The organism is Streptomyces sp. NPDC090083, assembly GCF_044747445.1.
GTDB lineage: Bacteria > Actinomycetota > Actinomycetes > Streptomycetales > Streptomycetaceae > Streptomyces.
In genome coordinates this window covers 83,013-99,891 of sequence record NZ_JBIVED010000013.1, presented here as the reverse complement: position 1 = coordinate 99,891, position 16,879 = coordinate 83,013, and the positions used below count along the sequence as shown (strand labels likewise).

The 16,879-nt window shown below is 71.3% G+C and carries 12 protein-coding genes; 6 read left to right on the top strand and 6 right to left on the bottom strand.

What is annotated here, in order from left to right; translation table 11 throughout:
• The first annotated feature begins 7 nt into the window (after positions 1-7).
• From ACIPTO_RS35160 to ACIPTO_RS35145, 4 genes are all read left to right on the top strand, one after another.
• Positions 8-685 carry an HAD family hydrolase gene (locus ACIPTO_RS35160; protein WP_401198823.1) on the top strand — a complete coding sequence of 226 codons (678 nt, stop codon included), beginning with the start codon at positions 8-10 and terminating at the stop codon, positions 683-685.
• Positions 686-759: 74 nt separating this feature from the next.
• Positions 760-2,973, top strand: coding sequence for a hypothetical protein (locus tag ACIPTO_RS35155; protein WP_401198821.1), 2,214 nt, complete (start codon positions 760-762; stop codon positions 2,971-2,973).
• 171 nt (positions 2,974-3,144) lie between these two features.
• Entirely contained in the window at positions 3,145-3,849 is a 705-nt protein-coding gene (locus ACIPTO_RS35150) for a class I SAM-dependent methyltransferase (RefSeq protein WP_401198819.1), read from the top strand.
• A 52-nt stretch (positions 3,850-3,901) separates the two neighbouring features.
• Entirely contained in the window at positions 3,902-5,692 is a 1,791-nt protein-coding gene (locus ACIPTO_RS35145; RefSeq protein WP_401198817.1) for a SpoIIE family protein phosphatase, read from the top strand.
• A 61-nt stretch (positions 5,693-5,753) separates the two neighbouring features.
• Here ACIPTO_RS35145 and ACIPTO_RS35140 read toward each other — a convergent pair whose 3' ends face one another.
• Complete coding sequence (locus tag ACIPTO_RS35140) at positions 5,754-7,235, bottom strand: MFS transporter (protein ID WP_401199081.1); 1,482 nt, start codon at positions 7,233-7,235, stop codon at positions 5,754-5,756.
• 288 nt (positions 7,236-7,523) lie between these two features.
• Between ACIPTO_RS35140 and ACIPTO_RS35135 the strand changes: the two genes are divergently transcribed.
• Positions 7,524-8,423, top strand: a complete 900-nt coding sequence (locus ACIPTO_RS35135) for an amidohydrolase (protein ID WP_401198815.1) — start codon at positions 7,524-7,526, stop codon at positions 8,421-8,423.
• 22 nt (positions 8,424-8,445) lie between these two features.
• On the opposite strand, the gene ACIPTO_RS35130 is transcribed toward ACIPTO_RS35135, so the two are convergent.
• Both ACIPTO_RS35130 and ACIPTO_RS35125 read right to left on the bottom strand, forming a co-directional pair.
• The gene (locus ACIPTO_RS35130; protein WP_401198813.1) at positions 8,446-9,906 is read right to left on the bottom strand and encodes a glycoside hydrolase family 76 protein; all 1,461 of its coding nucleotides are present in this window, start codon (positions 9,904-9,906) and stop codon (positions 8,446-8,448) included.
• Between the two features lie 34 nt (positions 9,907-9,940).
• Entirely contained in the window at positions 9,941-11,554 is a 1,614-nt protein-coding gene (locus ACIPTO_RS35125; RefSeq protein WP_401198811.1) for a glycoside hydrolase family 27 protein, read from the bottom strand.
• A gap of 204 nt (positions 11,555-11,758) precedes the next feature.
• Between ACIPTO_RS35125 and ACIPTO_RS35120 the strand changes: the two genes are divergently transcribed.
• Positions 11,759-12,928 carry a glycoside hydrolase family 76 protein gene (locus tag ACIPTO_RS35120; protein WP_401198809.1) on the top strand — a complete coding sequence of 390 codons (1,170 nt, stop codon included), beginning with the start codon at positions 11,759-11,761 and terminating at the stop codon, positions 12,926-12,928.
• 2 nt (positions 12,929-12,930) lie between these two features.
• Here ACIPTO_RS35120 and ACIPTO_RS35115 read toward each other — a convergent pair whose 3' ends face one another.
• The 3 genes from ACIPTO_RS35115 to ACIPTO_RS35105 form a co-directional block, all read right to left on the bottom strand.
• On the bottom strand, positions 12,931-13,920 hold the full coding sequence (locus ACIPTO_RS35115) for a LacI family DNA-binding transcriptional regulator (protein WP_366320532.1): 990 nt from the start codon (positions 13,918-13,920) through the stop codon (positions 12,931-12,933).
• 307 nt (positions 13,921-14,227) lie between these two features.
• Entirely contained in the window at positions 14,228-14,662 is a 435-nt protein-coding gene (locus ACIPTO_RS35110; RefSeq protein ID WP_366320534.1) for an OsmC family protein, read from the bottom strand.
• 82 nt (positions 14,663-14,744) lie between these two features.
• Positions 14,745-16,601: an N-acetylmuramoyl-L-alanine amidase gene (locus ACIPTO_RS35105; RefSeq protein WP_401199079.1), complete on the bottom strand. Its 1,857-nt coding sequence runs from the start codon at positions 16,599-16,601 to the stop codon at positions 14,745-14,747.
• Between the last annotated feature and the right edge of the window lie 278 nt (positions 16,602-16,879).

Below are 16,879 nucleotides of genomic sequence, written 5' to 3'. Positions count from 1 at the left end.
TGAACCCATGAGCAACCTCGGCACCCTCTCGGTCATCTTCGATCTCGACGGAACCCTCGTGGACAGCGAGCCCAACTACTACGAAGCGTGCCGGCAGACGCTCGCCGAGCACGGCGTCCCGGACTTCACCTGGGCCCAGCACGAACGCTTCGTCGGCATCAGCACCCGGGAGACGCTCGTCCTCCTGAAGGAGCGCCACGGCCTGAAGGCCCCGGTCGAGCAACTGCTCGCGGAGACGAACCGCCGCTATCTGGCGCTGGCCCGGGCCGCGACGCGCGTGTACCCGGAGATGCGGAAGTTCGTGGAGCTGCTGGCGGCCGAGGGCGTGCCGATGGCGGTGGCCTCGGGATCGTCGCCCGAGGCCATCGAGGCGATCCTGACCGGCACCGGCCTGGCCGCGTCGCTGCGGACGGTGGTCTCGGCCGACGAGGTGCCGCGCGGCAAGCCCGCACCGGACGTCTTCCTGGAGGCCGCGCGCCGCCTGGGTGCGGCCCCGGCCGACTGTGTCGTCCTGGAGGACGCGGCGCCGGGCGCGGCGGCGGCCCACGCGGCCGGGATGCGCTGCATCGCCGTCCCGTACGTGGCGGCGCAGGCCGACGCCCCCGAGTTCGCGACGGCGGGGCTGCTGCTGCGGGGCGGGCAGGCGGAGTTCAGCGCGCGGGCCGCGTACGACTGGCTGGCCTGACGTCCGGTCCGCGGCCGGGGCGCTGCGGGAAAACCCGAATGCGCCCGCTTGTTCGGTTCTGGGACCATGCCGGAATGATCGACCGACTCGAACCACTGGTCATCCGGCACACGTTCCGCATCCCTCTCCCCACCGGCCCCGCAGGCGAATCCACGGGCTCCGCCGGGGAATCCGCAAGCCATGTGGCCGAAGGCGCCGTCGCGGCGCGGCAGTTCGACGCCGTGCTGCTCTCCGTCGGCTTCAAGCTCGCCCCCGACCTGCTGGCACGGCTGTCGGAGCTGCCCGCGAAGACGGTCGTCCGCATCGCCACGCGCACCCTGCGGACCGTCCGCGAGCTGGTCGGCGATCACGTCCGGCACAACGCCTACTTCATCGGCTTCCCGGCCAACGTGCCCTCCACCGAGGAGTTCTGGACGGAGTGCCTCTTCGGCGCGCTCCGCGACGAGAAGACCCGTGCCGGCACACTCCGCCGGCTGCGGTCCGGCGTGGTCAACCTGCTCAGCCTCCCGGCCTACGGCAGGTACCAGCACACGTACGCCGAACTGCTCGCCGCACAGGACGAGTTGATCGCGGCGGCGAGCGACCGGCTCACCGTGCTGCACGCGGGTGGTGAGCTCGCCGACGAACTCACCGCGCTGTACCTGGCGTTGGCGGGCAGCACCACTCCCCTGAGCGAGGAGCACCGGGCCGATCTGCTGGCGCTGGCCGAGCGGTGCGCCGACGGGCCGCAGCCCGAGGCGATGCCGGTGCGGGAGAACCGCGCGATCGTCAACCAGGCCCGTCTGAGGGCGGGTTCGGCGCTGCTGCTGGACACCGTGACCGATGTGCTGCGGCTGGCCTGCGCGCTGTCGGACGGCGATGTGACGCTGTTGGAGCCGACCCGTTTCCGGTCGCCGTCGCGTCCGGTGCGGCGGGCGCTGCTCGCGGGCCTGGACTCGGTGATCGCCGCGTCCCCCGCGAAGCTCGCCGACGTGCACGCGCACCGCGAGGCGTGGAAGCGGCTCGGTGAGCGGCTGCACGCGCACGAGTACCCGCGATGGCCGCACGCCGCCGAGGTGTTCGCGGTCGCGCGCGGTGAGCTGAAGGCCCGGTCGTTCGACAGCCGGGTCGAGGAACTGCTGGCCAGGCAAGACGTGTTGGCGGCGGTGGAGCTGCTCGCGTCGGCGCCGGGCAAGCTGTTCCGGGCCCTGGACCGGCTGCTGCGCACGGCGCTCACGCAGGAGGAGCGGGACGCCGTCGTGGCCGCCGCCGAGCGGGTCGTGCCGGAGGTGTCGGGCCGGGTCGTGCTGTCGGTGCGCGAGCATCTGCACAACAGGGCCCGGGAGAGCGGGGAGTTGCGGGTCTTCGTGAACCGGAGGGGCCGCGTCTGGGTGGCCGACGACGAGCGGCCGATCGTATGGCCGGCCGAGCGTGAGCGGCTGATCGCCGTGCTAGACGACGAGACACGGCGTCGACTGCCCTCCCCCGAGCGGCTGTTGATCGATCCGGAGGTGCTGGACGTGGCCCTGCCGCTGAGCGGGAAGGCGACGGCGGCCGGGCTCGGTGTGCTGCCGCGCGGGTCCCTCTCCGCGGTCGAGGGCGAGTTGCTGCGGTTCTTCGTGTACTGGAAGGAGACCGAGCAGCGCACCGACTTCGACCTGTCGGCGCTGATGCTGAACGCGGACTACTCGACGCACTCGTGGCTGTCGTACACCGCGCTCACCGAGGTCGAGGGCGAGCACTCCGGGGACATCACCGAAGCGCCGGACGGGGCCTCGGAGTTCATCAACCTGCGGCTGGGCGCGGTACGCGGGACGTTCGTCGTGCCGCAGGTCAACATCTACGCGGGCGAGGGCTTCGAGGAGGTCGAGGAGTCGTTCTTCGGGTTCATGCTGCGCGAGGGCGAGCAGCGGGGGCGGCCGTTCGAGCCGCGCACCGTGCGGATGAAGTCGGAGCTGCGCGGTGCGGGCCGGGTCGCGCTGCCGCTGGTGTTCCTGCGCGGGGAGGACGGCACCTGGCGCGCGAAGTGGCTGCACCTGTACCTCAGGGGCACCCCGTCGGAGAACCGGGTGGAGGAGAACCGGGTGACGGTGGCGAACCTGCTGCGCGGGATCGTCGAGCGCGAGCAGCTCACCGTGCGCCATCTCGTCGGCCTGATGGCCGGTGGGACGACGGCCGTGACGCTGTGGGACGGGGCGACGGTCCCCGACGGACCGGTCACCTACATCGGTCTGCGCCGCCCGGACGAGCTGCCCGCGGGATCTCTCGTCATCACTCCCGAAAATCTGCGCGACCTGATCCCCGCCTGACTGATAGCGTCGGCTTCGGCGAGGCCATGAACGGGCTTCCTTCTCAACTTTCCTGAAACCAGTCCGTTCGCTTTCCTCGCCCTCGACGTTCCGTGAGGGGTGCCCCCAGGGCGCCCCTCACTTTCTTTTCCCGCCAAACCCTCACTTCACGGACTTGTGGGACAATCCTCTATGCGCGGACGAAAGGCCAGTCCAGTGATCGGAACGCACGACGGGTCCGACTACGAGAGTCTGCGGCCCGACCGATCAGGTCAGGCCGAGGCCTTCGATGCCATCGGGGACCGGTACGACGAGGCCTTCCCCCACAAGGAGGGCCAGCTCGGCGCCGGCGCCTGGCTCATCGAGTCGCTCGCTCCGGGCGCCCGCGTGCTCGACCTCGGCTCCGGCACCGGCGTACCGACCGCAAGGCAGCTCGCGGAGGCGGGCTTCGACGTCGTCGGCGTGGACCTGTCGGCCCGGATGGTGGAGCTGGCCCGGGGGTACGTCCCGGCCGCCACGTTCCACCGGCTCGACCTCGCCGACCTGCGCCCCGGCGGCCCCGCCGACCTGGGCCGTTTCGACGGTGTCGCCGCCTTCTTCTCCCTGCTGATGCTGCCGCGCGCGGAGATCCCGCTCGCCCTGCGCACGATCCACCACCTGCTGCATCCGGGCGGACTGTTCGCCCTGTCGATGGTGGAGGCCCATGTGGACGACTTCGAGATCCCCTTCCTCGGCCACACGATCAGGGTCTCCGGCTATCTCCTCGACGACCTGCGCGGGATCCTCGACACCGCGGACTTCGAGATCGTGAAGGAGACCTCGTACACCTACGCCCCGGCGACCGCCGACGTACCGCCCGAGGAACAGGTCTTCCTCTGCTGCCGACGGCGCGGCTGAGGCCGTAGGACCGACACGGCGGCGACGCCGCACCAGTGGACGGGACGAACGTGTGACGGAGTATCCCAGCCCTCGCGAGGACCCCGCCGGAACCGCCCGGCGAGGCCCTCCGGAGAACGGCCCCGCACCCGTACCCGTCGTACCGCTCGACCGGACATCCGTGCGGCAGCTGGACCGGCTGCGGTACCTGGACGTGGCCACCCGGCGGATCGCCCGGGGCATGGACCTGGACGAGACGCTGCGGGAGCTGCGGTGGGCGGCGGTGCCCGCCTTCGCGGACGCGATCGTCATCCACCTGCACGATCCGCTGCCCGTCGGGGACGAGAAGTCGGCCGCGCCCGTCGTCCTGCAGCTGCACAGCATCGACCGGGCGCCGGAGGCCAGGACCGCGCTGCTGATGCCGCACGCCGCGTACGAGAACGTCGCCGAGCGGGTGCAGCCGGACCTCACCGGACGGCTCGCGCAGCTCCTGCTGGCCGGGCGGCCGGCCTTCGGCGACACCCCGGACGTCCACCCCGCCGTGGCCGAACTGCTCGGGCCCGCCGCGAGCGCGCGGGGGACGCTGCCGCCGGGCCGCCGGCTGATCATCGCCCCGCTGCACGGCCGCCACCACGTCATGGGCACGGTCGTCCTGCTGCGCCGCCCCGGCCGTGCCGCGTTCACCGCCGACGACCTGCTCGTCGCCTCCCAGCTGGCCACCCACACCGCGATCGGCGTCCAGAAGGCGGTGATGTACGGCCACGAGGCCTCCGTCGCGGACACGCTCCAGCACACGATGCTGCCGTCCTCGCTGCCCGAGCCGACCGGCATCCGGCTGGCCAGCCGCTATCTGCCCGCCTCGAAGACCGCGCAGGTGGGCGGCGACTGGTACGACGCGATACCCCTGCCCGGGAGCCGGGTCGCGCTGATCGTCGGTGACGTCATGGGCCACTCCATGACCTCGGCGGCGATCATGGGCCAGCTGCGCACCATCGTGCAGACCCTCGCGGGCCTCGACCTGCCCCCGCACGAGGTCCTGCACCACCTCGACGAACAGGCCCAGCGCCTCGGCAGCGACCACATCGCGACCTGCCTGTACGCGATCTACGACCCGATCTCGCACCGCCTGCTGATGGCCAACGCGGGCCACCCGCCCGCCGTCCTGCTGCGCCCGAACGGCCATGCGGAGGTCCTGCACGTCCCGCCGGGCGCCCCGATCGGCGTCGGCGGTGTCGTCTTCGAGTCCGTGGAGATGCCCGCGCCCACCGGCACGACGCTGGTCCTGTACACCGACGGCCTGGTCGAGTCCCGTGACACGGACGTGGGCACGGGCGTCGAGGCCCTGCGCGCCCATCTCCGGTCCACCCCGCACCGGCACCGCCACGCCTCGCTGGAGCGGCTGTGCGACCGCGTCCTCTCCGCACTGGCGCCGGGCCCCCGCGACGACGACATCGCCCTGCTCACGGCGCGCTTCGAGGGCTTCCCCCCGGACAGCGTCGGCTACTGGCACCTCGACCCCCACCCCCTCACCGCGGGGCAGGCCCGCCGGCTGACCCGCAGGGTGCTGCACCGCTGGGGTCTGGACGCCCTGCTCGACACCACGGAACTCATGGTCAGCGAGGTCGTGACGAACGCCGTGCGGTACGCCTCGCGCCCCGTCTCGCTACGGCTGCTGCGCACCGACGTGCTGCGCTGCGAGGTGACCGACGACTCGCCCCAGGTGCCCCGCATGCGGCAGGCCGCGCCCGGCGACGAGGGCGGCCGGGGCCTGTTTCTCGTCGACCGGCTCGCCCAGCGCTGGGGGGCGACGCGGCTGAGCACGGGCAAGGTCGTGTGGTTCGAGCAGCAGATCCCGACGTACTAGTCCCCTGGGGGGAGTTGGCGGTCGTACGAGCAACATGGCCGCCGGACAACGGAGTTGACGGTCACGGTGGGCCAACGCCCGTGCCGCCCTTGAGGCGTTCGAGGTCGGAGGGGCGGACCTGGATGACGAGGACCGCGATGAGCGCGGCGACGAGGGTGAAGACCGCCGCCGTGACGAACGCGGCCGAGGCCCCGGCGGTGAGGACCTGATCGCCCCAGGTGCCGGGGAGTTGGCCGGTGCGCCGGAACTGGAGGCGTTCGGCCGGGGTCGCCTGGGACAGGAACGCGGGGATGCGGTCCCTCGCCTCGTTGCGGCTGGCCGTGCCGAACATCGTGACCAGGATGGACAGCCCGAGCGAACCGCCCACCTGCTGCATGACGTTGAGGAGTCCGGAGGCCGCGCCGGTCTCCTGGACGGGCACGTCGGAGAGCGCCATCAGGGTCAGTGACACGAACTCCATGCCCATGCCCAGGCTGAACACCAGCATCGGCCCGAGGACACTGCCCAGGTAGGTGGAGTGGACGTCCGTCAGCGTCAGCCAGGACAGGCCCGCCGCGGCGAGGACCGCGCCCGCCACCATGAACGGCTTGGGTCCGTACGTCGGCAGGAACCGCGAGGCCAGGCCCGCGCCGACCGCGATCACCGCGCTGACCGGCAGGAAGGCGAAGCCGGCCACGAGCGGGCTGAAGCCCAGCACGTCCTGCACGAAGAGCGTGAGGAAGAAGAACATGCCGAAGATCGCGGCGGCGAGGCAGAGCATGATGCCGTAGGTCCCGGCGCGGTTGCGGTCGCGGAACATGTGCAGCGGGGTGATCGGCTGCCGGGAGCGCCGCTCGACCAGCACGAACAGGGCGAGGACGACCACGGCCGCGCCGAACGAGGCCAGGGTGAGCCAGTCCCGCCAGCCCTCCTGCGCGGCCCGGATGAAGCCGTAGACCAGGAACACCACGCCCACCGTGGAGGTCAGCGCGCCGGTGATGTCGAAGTGGCCCGGGTGGCGTGCGGACTCCTTGATCCAGCGCGGGGTGGCGAGGACGATGAGCAGTCCGATCGGGACGTTGACGAAGAGGACCCAGCGCCAGTTCAGCCACTCGACGAGGATGCCGCCCATCAGCAACCCGATCGCGCCACCGCCGGCCGAGACACCGGCGAAGACCCCGAACGCCCGGTTGCGTTCCGGGCCTTCACGGAACGTGGTGCTGATCAGGGCGAGGGAGGTCGGCGAGGCGATGGCACCGCCGACGCCCTGCACGGCGCGTGCGGCGAGGAGTTGACCGGCGTTCTGGGACAACCCGCCGAGCAGCGAGGCGAGTACGAAGAGCAGCACCCCGAACACGAACACCCGTCGCCTGCCGAGGATGTCCCCGGCCCGCCCGCCGAGGAGCAGCAGACCGCCGAAGGTGAGGGTGTACGCGTTGACGACCCAGGCGAGGCTGGTGGTGGAGAAGCCCAGCGAACTCTGGATGTGCGGCAGCGCGATGTTCACGATGGTGATGTCGAGGACCACCATCAGCTGACAGGACGCGATCACCAGCAGCGCCATCGTGCTGCCGCCACCGCCGGTGTCCGGGGTGGTGGTCCGAGCTGGGGAGGCGTGCTGGGGGTTGCTCATGGAAAACCGCGCTCACGGGGTCCGGCGGACGGTTCCGTCCGCCTGCTGCCCACCGTTCGACGGTACGCCCGGCCCCTGCTCCACACCACTCGATCATCGCGGGCCCAGGCGCTAGGTTCACCCGTGACGGGACGTGGGGAGACGCTCTTGGTCGCCTGGGTCGTCGCGGACGGACAGACGCTGTTCGAGCACACTGAACGCCTTGGCGGGAGAAGCGACATGACCAACGTCGACGTACACCAGCATCTGTGGACCCCCTCGCTGGTGACGGCGCTGCGCGCCCGCCGCGAACCGCCGTTCCTGGACGGCTGGACGCTGTACCTGGACGGTGAGCCGCCGTTCGGGATCACGCCCGCCGACCACGACGTCGCCCGGCGCGCGGACCTCGCCGTCGCCGACGGTCTCGGCCGGGTCCTCGTCTCGCTGTCCGCCCCGATCGGCGTGGAGTGGCTGCCGGCCGCCGAGGCGCGGCCCCTGCTCGACGCCTACCACGAGGGCGCGGCCTCGCTCCCGGAGCCGTTCGGCGCCTGGGCCGCTGCCTGTGTGCGGGACATCGACGCCGAGGCCACCGCCAAGGACCTCGACCGGGGCTTCGCGGGCCTTCAGCTACCCGCCGACTCCCTTGCCGACGCGGGCGGTTACGCCCGCTGCGCGCCGCTCCTGGACCTCCTCGAAGAGCGCGACCTGCCGCTCTTCGTCCACCCCGGCCCCGCGCCCGGCTCCTCGGCGGACCCCGCCTGGTGGCCCGCGATGGTCCCCTACGTCCAGCAGATGCACGCCAGTTGGCACGCGTTCCGCGCCTTCGGCCGCCCCCGCCATCCGCGCCTGCGGGTCTGCTTCGCCCTGCTGGCCGGCCTCGCCCCGCTCCACGGCGAACGCTTCACCGCCCGGTCCGGCCACCAGCAGCCCACCGACCCCGGCATGTTCGTCGAGACCTCGTCCTACGGCCCGACCGCCGTCGAGGCCATCGTGCGCGCCCTCGGTGTCGACGCCGTGGTCCAGGGCTCGGACCGGCCCTACGCCGAACCGCCCCGGCACCCCGGGTACGGCCTGGGCGGAGCCGCCGCGTACGCCTTCCGCATCGCCAATCCGCGACGGCTCCTCACCGGGGAGGGGTGACCCGATCCGAGGTGACGAGGCGTCAGTTCGCCGCGTTCATCAGGTCGAGCGCGCTCTGCTGCCGGGCCGCGTCGGTCGAGTCCAGCGGTCCGGCCCAGTGCAGGCCGTACGCGTCGAGGGAGTTGCGGTCGTTCGCGTACGCGCTGTCGGCCTGACGCTTGATGTAGGAGGTGTAAGGGCGGTCGGACAGACGGGAGTTGAACGCGCTCAGACCGCGCAGGTACGCCCCTTTGAAGGAGGGCCCGTCACCGCCGCACCCGTTCGCCTCGCACGGTTCCCGGAGGATCCCACCGGAGTTGAGGGCCGCGGACGTGGTCGAGGCGTCCCCGATCTGACGGCCGGTGGTGAGCAGGGAGGAGTCCCCCGTCGCCCGGTACAGCTCCGACAGACCGCCGAGCAGCACGCCCTGGTTGTACGACCACGTCGTGTCGCCGTTGTTGCCGCAGGTCGAGAGGTTGATGCCGTCGTTGACCAGGTGAGAGCCGTTGATCATGCCGCTGCCCTTGAACCACGACCACTCGGCGTTGGCCCGGCCGAGGTACGTCGTGTCGCCCGCGACGCGGTTGTGCAGGGCCGCGTTCAGCTCCAGGTAGAGGGAGTTGGCGATGGCGTTCTTGTAGGTCTTCGCGGTGCTCCACCACACCCCGCCGCCGCAGGTGCTGTCCCAGTAGCGGGCCATGTGATCGGCGTCCGCGCGGGCGGTACTGAGGTAGCGGGAGTCACCGGTGAGGTCGTAGGCGTCGACCCAGGCCAGTCCCCACCAGCCCGTGTCGTCGATGTAGTCGTTGGTGAAGTTGCCGCCCTGGGCGCCGATGTTGCGGTCGTAGGTGGTGGCGATCGCGTACGTGTAGCTGCCCATGCCGGTGACGCGGATGTTGTCGATGAGGGCGGTCAGGGCGTTGGCCGAGTTCCACCAGCCGGTGGTGTCGAAGAGGCCGGTGCCCAGGTTGTACGACTGCATCAGCGCCGTGGCGGCGGCAGTTGACCGGCTGCCCGCGTTCCACGTCGTGCGGGCCCAGGGCGTGCAGGCGATCTCGGCGCGGTCACCCGCCTTGCCGCAGGCCCGCAGCGCGCCGACGCCGAGGGCGTTCCAGTCGTCGACGTTGTACATCAGCGTGCGCCAACCCCCTTGGCCGGCGGGGATGGTGGTGTCGCCGAGCTTGCTGCCCGAGCTCCAGGTGCGGCCGCCGTCGAAGGAGCGGTCGAGCCAGACCTCGTCACCGGGGCTGCCGTTGGTGATCGAGGCCCAGCCCATCGCGTCGGTGTCGTCGAAGTGCAGGGTGATGGAGCGGGAGTAGATGCTCGCGCTCACCGGCTGCCGGTCCCCCGGGGAGAGGGCCGGATCGCGGGCGTCGCAGTACTTGTTGCACACGCCCGCCTGCGCGTCGGCGACCGCGGTGCCGCCCAGGGCCGGGACGAGAAGGGCGAGGACGGCGGTCAGGGCGGCTGCGGTGCCGCGGACGCGCACTGCTGTGGATGTCATGGCGGCTCCATCGGGGTGGGGGGATCGCGGGCGGTCAGCCCAGGCGCCACTGCTGGTTGGCGCCGCCGTTGCAGGACCAGAGCTCCAGCGGGGTGCCGTTGACGTTGCCCGCGGGCTGGTCGCCGCCCGTGACGTCGAGGCAGAGGCCCGACTGGGTGCCGGTGACGGTGCCGTTGGGGTTGACGGTCCATTTCTGGTTGGCGCCGCCGTTGCAGCCGTAGAGCTGCACCTTGGTGCCGTTGCCGGTCTGGTTGTCGTAGGCGTCCAGGCACTGGGTGCCGCCGTAGAGCCGGAGTTCACCGGCGGCGGTGAGGGTCACGGCCTGGTTGGTGCCGCCGTTGCAGTCCCAGATCTCGATCTTGGTGCCGGGGGTGGTGTCGCCGTTGTAGGCGTCGAGGCAGCGGTTGGAGGAGGCGCTGATCAGCGGGCGGGTGCCGCCGACGCTGGTGCCGCTGCCGACGGAGACCCGGTACATGACCGAGCCGTGGCCGGGGACGCTCGCCGAGATCGAGCCGCCGGTGCTGCTGACGACGTGCGACCAGAGGTTGTCGAGCCGGTACGAGGAGGCGGCGGGGAGGCCGGCCGCCGTCGCGGTGGTGGTGATGGTGGCGGCGGCGGAGTTCTCGTTGAAGAGGACCACCGAGACGTCGCCGTCGGCGAGGGACTTGGTGAGGACGTGCAGGCCACCGGAGTTGGCGATCTCGGTGCCCTGTCTGCCCAGGGAGTCCTGGTCGACGGCGATGACGTCCTTGTCGCCGTAGAGCGAGAGGGTCGCGGCGGAGGCCTTGCGCAGGTCGGTGCCCGCGATCAGCGGGGCGGCCATCTCCGACCAGAGGCTGAAGTGGGAGCGGTCCTCGGTGAACGACATGCCGTTGCCGACCTCCAGCATGTCGGGGTCGTTCCAGGCGCCCGGCTTGGCGTACGCGGCGAGTTTCACGTTCGCCTTGTAGATGGACGTCACCGTGGCGAAGTCGACGTTGATGTCGCCGGTGGTGCGCCAGCTGTTGCCGACGCCCGCGCCCCAGGTCCACACGTCGGCGAGGCCCCAGTTGCAGAGGCTGTAGACGATCGGGCGGCCGGTGTTCGCGAGCGCGTCGCGCATCGCGGTGTAGCGCTGCTGGTCGGGCACGTTCTGGTGGTTGCAGTTGTCGTACTTGAGGTAGTCCACACCCCACGCGGCGAAGCTGTCGGCGTCCGTCTGTTCATGGCCGAGGCTGCCCGGGTAGCCGGCGCAGGTGGCGGTGCCTGCGCTCTCGTAGATGCCGAGTTTGAGGCCCTTGCCGTGGACGTAGGCGGCGGTGCCGCTGATGCCGTCGGGGAACTTGAGGGGATCGGGGACGAGTTGGCCGGCGGAGTTGCGGGCCGAGGTCATCCAGCAGTCGTCGATGTTGACGTACTGGTATCCGGCGTCCTTCAGCCCGGAGGAGACGAGGTAGTCGGCGGTCTGCTCGACGAGTTGCTCGGTCACGTCGCAGCCGAAGGCGTTCCAGTCGTTCCAGCCCATCTGGGGTGTCCTGGCAAGGCCGTTGTCGAGGGCCTGCGCGGGCGGCGCGGCGCGCAGCACCAGCAGGGCCGGGACGAGGGCGAGCAGCAGCGCCATCGTGAGAGCGGCGCTCAGACGTCTGGTGACGAGGGACGGGACGGTCATCTCGTTGTCTCCTGTTTCGCCGTGTGGGGCCGGACGAACTCACCTGTGGAAACGTAACCATCGTGCAGGTTCCATCAGCCCGGCGTCACCGTCAATGGTCCGGACTTAAATCCCGCGGGGAGTGAACTGCCTGTCCGGTCAGCCGCGTTGACGGCCTCCTGTGTCGATGACAACGTTTCCCTCACCCGCACCCTTGGAGGCCTCATGTCCCCGCGTCCCTCCCGGCGAGTGATGATCGGCTCCGGCCTGGCCGCCCTGACGGCGACGGCCGCCGCACCCGCCCACGCGGCCGAACGACCGGGCTCCGCACGGGCGTTGTCCCGGGCCACGGCCCTGTACGCGGCCCTGAGAGGACACCTCGACGCGACCGACGGCTCCGGCCTGGTCCGCGAGCAGGTCCCGGCCGCGGCCGACGACAACCCGTACTCGTACGAATGGCCCTTCTCACAGGTGCACATCGCCGCACTCGATCTCACCGTCATGGACCGGGAGTTCGAACCGGAACTGGCCCGGCGGGCGGCGGCCCAGGAGCACTACTGGAACGCGGGCGGCGGCACGACGAAGCTGCCCGGGTACGCCTCCTACCCGGTCGCGCCGTACGGGGCGGGCGGCGACATGTTCTACGACGACAACGAATGGGTCGGGCTGGCGAAGGTCCAGCGGTATCTGCAGACCGGGGACGCCGCCGCACTGGCCCGCGCGAAGGAGATCTTCGCGCTGGTCAGGTCCGGCTGGGACACCGACAGCGGTCACGCCGCCCCGGGCGGGGTCTTCTGGACGCAGGCCGAGTGGAGCCAGGACCGCAACACCGTCTCGAACATGCCGGGAGCCCAACTCGCCCTGCGACTGCACCAGATCACCGGCGAGGCCGGCTACCTGGACTGGGCGAGGCGCTTCCACGACTGGACGAACACGCATCTGCGGAGCCCGAACGGCCTGTACTGGGACCACCTCGACCTGCGGGGGACGATCGAGAAGACGCTCTGGTCCTACAACCAGGGAGTGCCGGTCGGTGTGGCCGTGCTGCTCTACCAAGTCACCCGCGACCGCGCCTACTTGCGCCGGGCGGAGCAGGTCGCCGCCGCCGCGTACGCCTACTACGTGACTCAGGGGCGGCTGTTCACCCAGCCGGTGTACTTCAACTCGATCTTCTTCAAGAACCTTCTGCTGCTGGAGTCGGTGACCGGGAAGGACACCTACCACCGGGCGATGGCCGACTACGCCGACCGGGTGTGGGACACGATGCGTGATCCCGCGACCGGCCTCGTGCACTTCGACTCGTCCGGCGGCACCCAGGCCATCCAGCAGGCGGCCCTGGTCCAGCTCTACGCCGTGCTCGCCTGGCCGCGCGCCAAGTGGCGGATCCTGTACTGACGTTACGGGTGGCCGATCTCCCCGGTGCCGCGTGCGATCAGCCGCACCGGGAGGACGGTCCGGTGGGAGGGGCTGTCGTCGCCGTCGATGCGGTCCAGCAGGATGCGGGCGGCCCGGCGGCCGAGTTCCCCGGTGTCGGAGGTGACGACGGTGACCGGGGTGGGGAGCATGTCGGCGAGCTTGAAGTCGTCGAACCCCACGACGGCGACGGCGACTTGGAGGTCGCGGCAGGCGCGCAGGACGCCCTCGGTGAGGAAACCCGTGGTGGAGAAGACCGCGGTGGGCGGGTTCGCCGAGGTGAGCAGGGCGCGGGTGGCGCCCTCGGCCTCCTCGGCGGTGCCGCGGCGCAGGGTGACGACGAGGCTGTCGTCGGGCTCGACGCCGCCGCGGCGCAGGGCCTTGCGGTAGCCGCGCAGCCGTCGGCCGGTGCTGTAGTAGGAGGGCGCGACCAGGATCGCGATACGGCTGTGACCCTGGTCGAGGAGGTGCCGGGTGGCCCGGTACCCGCCGTCCTCGTTGTCGACCAGGACGACATCGGCCTCGACACCGGTGGCCGGCCGGTCCACGAAGACGATGGGCACCTGGTCGTGGCCGTTGATCTCGTCCAGGAAGGCGTGGTCGCCCTGGTCGGGGACGATGATGAGCCCGGCGACACGGCGGCCGATCAGCTCGCCCACGGCCCGGCGCTCGACCTCGGGATCCTCGTCCGCGGTGCTCAACAGGACCGCGTAACCGGCCTCGTTGGCGACCTCGACGGCGGCCTTGGCGAGGGAGGCGTAGAACGGGTTGGTGAGGTCGCCGAGGAGCAGCCCGAGGGTCATGGAGTTCTGGCCGGGGCGCAGCGAGCGCGCGATCTCGTTGCGCTGGTAGCCGATCGCGGTGATCGCCGCGTGCACGCGCTCGGCGGTCTCCTCGCGGACCGTGCCGACGCCGTTGACGACGCGGGAGACGGTGACGACGGCGACTCCGGCCCGCTCCGCGACGTCGCGCATCGTGGGCCTGCTGCTCTGACGGTGCGGGGGACGACTTCTCACGTGAGGTGCGGACCAGCCTTCCATCGCGTACCGGGGGTCGGGACCGACCTCAGGATACGTTTCGATGCCGGCCCGCCGTGGCGGCCGTCGGTCTCCTGTCACCTGAGGCCGAACCTCCGCCGCCGTGGACTCAACTCCCGCGCAGAGAGCGGCGATCCCTCGGTCCGCTCCGGGATCGCCGCCGTGTCCGAGCACCACTTCGGAGGTCGCTGTGACGCCGGAGGCGACGGCGTCACAGACAACCTCGTGGACGGGGACGGGAGGGTCAGGCGTCCTTGATCGTCGTGGTGACGGGCGTGCCGGTCTCCACCGTGCGGCTGACCGTGCACAGCCGCTCGTGCGAGACGGTGACGGCCCGGGGCAGGATCGCGCGCGCCCGGTCCCCGGCCTCCCCCTCCGGGAAGGTCACGGCGAAGGTGACCGCGAGATCGGTCATCCGGTTGCCCAGGTCGTCGCTGACCTTGTTTCCGGTGACCGTGACGGTGAACCCGTCCGGCTCCGCGTGCCGCGTGGTCGCCACGTCGACATCGGCGGCGGTGCAGCCCCCGATCGCGGCGAGCAGCAGCTCGACCGGGGTGAACTCGGTACCGCCACCGACGGCGGTACCGAAGTCGATCGTGCCGCCGCGCGCGTTGGTCGCGGTGAAGCGGCCGAGGGCGGTGCGGTCGACGGTGACGAGGCGTTGGGGGTTGTCGCTCATGGGGTGATCCTCGCAGAACGCCTCGCCGAAGAGCGTGCACCGGTGCGGGCGGCACTCACGTGTGCTGCCCGCACCGCCCGTGTCAGGACACCTGGGAGGCGTCGACCAGGACGACCCGGTGGTTGTACTGGATGGTGTAGTACATGGCGGCGCCGGTGACGTAGGTGTCGCCCGAGACGAAGAAGTCGTCGGCGCTGACGGGAGGTTGGGTGGCGACGTAGGCCTGGCCCGCCGGGAAGCCGTAGACGGTCAGGGGTTTCTGGGTGGACGGGGAGAGACCCGAGGGGTACTCCGAGGGCTGCGGGTAGCCGGAGCCGTAGAGGGTCGCGGGCAGGTCGCCGGAATGGAGGATCCTGGCGCCCGGCGCGGGGCGGGTGTTGCTGCCGCCGGGGTTGTGGAACCACACCTTCGAGCCGCTGAACCAGATGGCGGTCCAGTCGCCGCGGACTCCGGCGACCACGAACTGCTGGCCCGCCTGGACGGTGCTGCCCCAGTCGTGGATCGAGTCGGTGCCCGCGGTCGCGCCGGGGTGGACGGCCGGGTCGGCGAAGAGGGGCGCGTCGGCGCTCGGACCGGTGCGCACCGGAAGGAAGTTGGCGGGTGCGGTGGTCTCGGTGCAGGCGGTGGTGGCGCCCGTGGGGTCGTCGGCCGGGCAGATCTGGACGGTCTGGCGGTTGGTCGCGAACCGGGGGCTGACGGTGACCGCCGAACCCACCTTCGGGGTGTGCCGGGACGCGCTCTGCGGGTGCCGCGCCTTCGACGGGGCGACCATGTCCATGAACCTCGTCCAGTCCCAGTACGGACCGGGGTCCCAGTGCATGGCCGGCACGTAACTGTCCTGCGGGCCGGGCACGTTGTCGTGGCCGATGATGTGCTCGCGATCGAGCGGGATGTCGTACTTCCTGGCGAGGTACCGCACCAGATCGGCCGTCGCCCGGTACTGCGCCTGCGAGTACCAGGTGGCGCCGTGCGCGGCGTAGCCCTCGTGCTCGATGCCGATCGAGTGCATGTTGAACCAGTAGTTGCCGGCGTGGAACGCGATGTCCTTGGTGTGGGTCATCTGCGTGACGGCCCCGTCCGAGGCCCGCATGACGTAGTGCGCGGAGTCGCCGGAGCCCACGGTCTGGAACGTCTTGATCGCGGCGTCGTAGGACGACTCGGTGTCGTGCAGGACGATGTACTTGATCCGCACGCCGTCGCCGGGACGGCCCGCCACCTGGCCGTTCGAGGCGGCCGCGGCGAGGAACGTGCAGTCGACCGTGCGCGGGCACTCCGTGTCGGTGGCCGTCGGCGCGGCCTTCAGCTTCAGGGCGGACAGTTGCCGGGTCTCCGGGTGGACCGCGCCCTGCGCCGCGAGCCGGACGCGCTGTCCGTCGACGGTGGTGCGCGCGGCGCCCGAGGCCACGGTCGTGAAGACGCGGTCGGCGAAGAGCTGTGCGGCCCTCCGGTCCGAGGACCGGCTGTACTCGGCCACCGCGCCGTACCAGTCGGCCGGGTCGGCGGACCCCTTGCCCGTCAACTCCCGCTGATAGGAGGCGAGTAGCGCGGCACCGGCCCGGATGTTCTCGCGGTCGTCGGTGCGCAGCCTCGCGGCCGGGGCGCCGATGAGCTTGGCCGCCGCGTCGAGGGTGTGCAGGGCCGGGTCCGCCGTCAGCCCGGCGAGATCACCCCGGCCCGCGGCACCGGCCGCGCCCCCGGGCACCATCTGCGCGGTGACGTCCGTCAGGTTCATCGGGCCGTAGCCGCCGGAGGTGTTGTAGTGCCCGTCGTGGTCGTCCCACTGCGACTCCTGGTACGACACGGCGAGGAGCACGGGCAGCGGTACGCCGAACTCCTCGGCCGCGTCGGCGAAGGAGGTCTGGCGGTCACCGTCCGAGGACTGCGCTGGCTGCGCGGCCTGCGCCGTCGACGGCATGACGGCGAAACAGCCGGCGGCCATGGCGCCCCCGGCCAGGATCCCGGCCAGCGTCTTCCGGCGGGATCTTCTACGCGAGGACTGCTGCAAGGATCTTCCCCTGTGTCGGTTCCTCTGAGGCGGACGTACGGTGCGACGCCCGCCCGAAGCACTGTGCGGAAGCATCCAGCATCGCCCACGGGACGCCACAACTCGCCCAGGCGGCAGGCGAGTCGGCGTCTTTCCCGGATCCGGTGAGCACGACCGGGGTGACCCGGCAGCACCCGCGCCAAGTCCCGTACTCAGGGCTGCGATTGAAACCG

Bases quoted from the DNA above. Each gene is read 5' to 3' on its own strand.
- ACIPTO_RS35160 (WP_401198823.1), top strand. From the start codon at position 8: ATGAGCAACCTCGGCACCCTCTCGGTCATCTTCGATCTCGACGGAACC.
- ACIPTO_RS35155 (WP_401198821.1), top strand. From the start codon at position 760: ATGATCGACCGACTCGAACCACTGGTCATCCGGCACACGTTCCGCATC.
- ACIPTO_RS35150 (WP_401198819.1), top strand. From the start codon at position 3,145: ATGCGCGGACGAAAGGCCAGTCCAGTGATCGGAACGCACGACGGGTCC.
- ACIPTO_RS35140 (WP_401199081.1), bottom strand. From the start codon at position 7,235: ATGGCGCTGCTGGTGATCGCGTCCTGTCAGCTGATGGTGGTCCTCGAC.
- ACIPTO_RS35135 (WP_401198815.1), top strand. From the start codon at position 7,524: ATGACCAACGTCGACGTACACCAGCATCTGTGGACCCCCTCGCTGGTG.
- ACIPTO_RS35130 (WP_401198813.1), bottom strand. From the start codon at position 9,906: ATGACATCCACAGCAGTGCGCGTCCGCGGCACCGCAGCCGCCCTGACC.
- ACIPTO_RS35125 (WP_401198811.1), bottom strand. From the start codon at position 11,554: ATGACCGTCCCGTCCCTCGTCACCAGACGTCTGAGCGCCGCTCTCACG.
- ACIPTO_RS35120 (WP_401198809.1), top strand. From the start codon at position 11,759: ATGTCCCCGCGTCCCTCCCGGCGAGTGATGATCGGCTCCGGCCTGGCC.
- ACIPTO_RS35115 (WP_366320532.1), bottom strand. From the start codon at position 13,920: ATGCGCGACGTCGCGGAGCGGGCCGGAGTCGCCGTCGTCACCGTCTCC.
- ACIPTO_RS35110 (WP_366320534.1), bottom strand. From the start codon at position 14,662: ATGAGCGACAACCCCCAACGCCTCGTCACCGTCGACCGCACCGCCCTC.
- ACIPTO_RS35105 (WP_401199079.1), bottom strand. From the start codon at position 16,601: ATGGCCGCCGGCTGTTTCGCCGTCATGCCGTCGACGGCGCAGGCCGCG.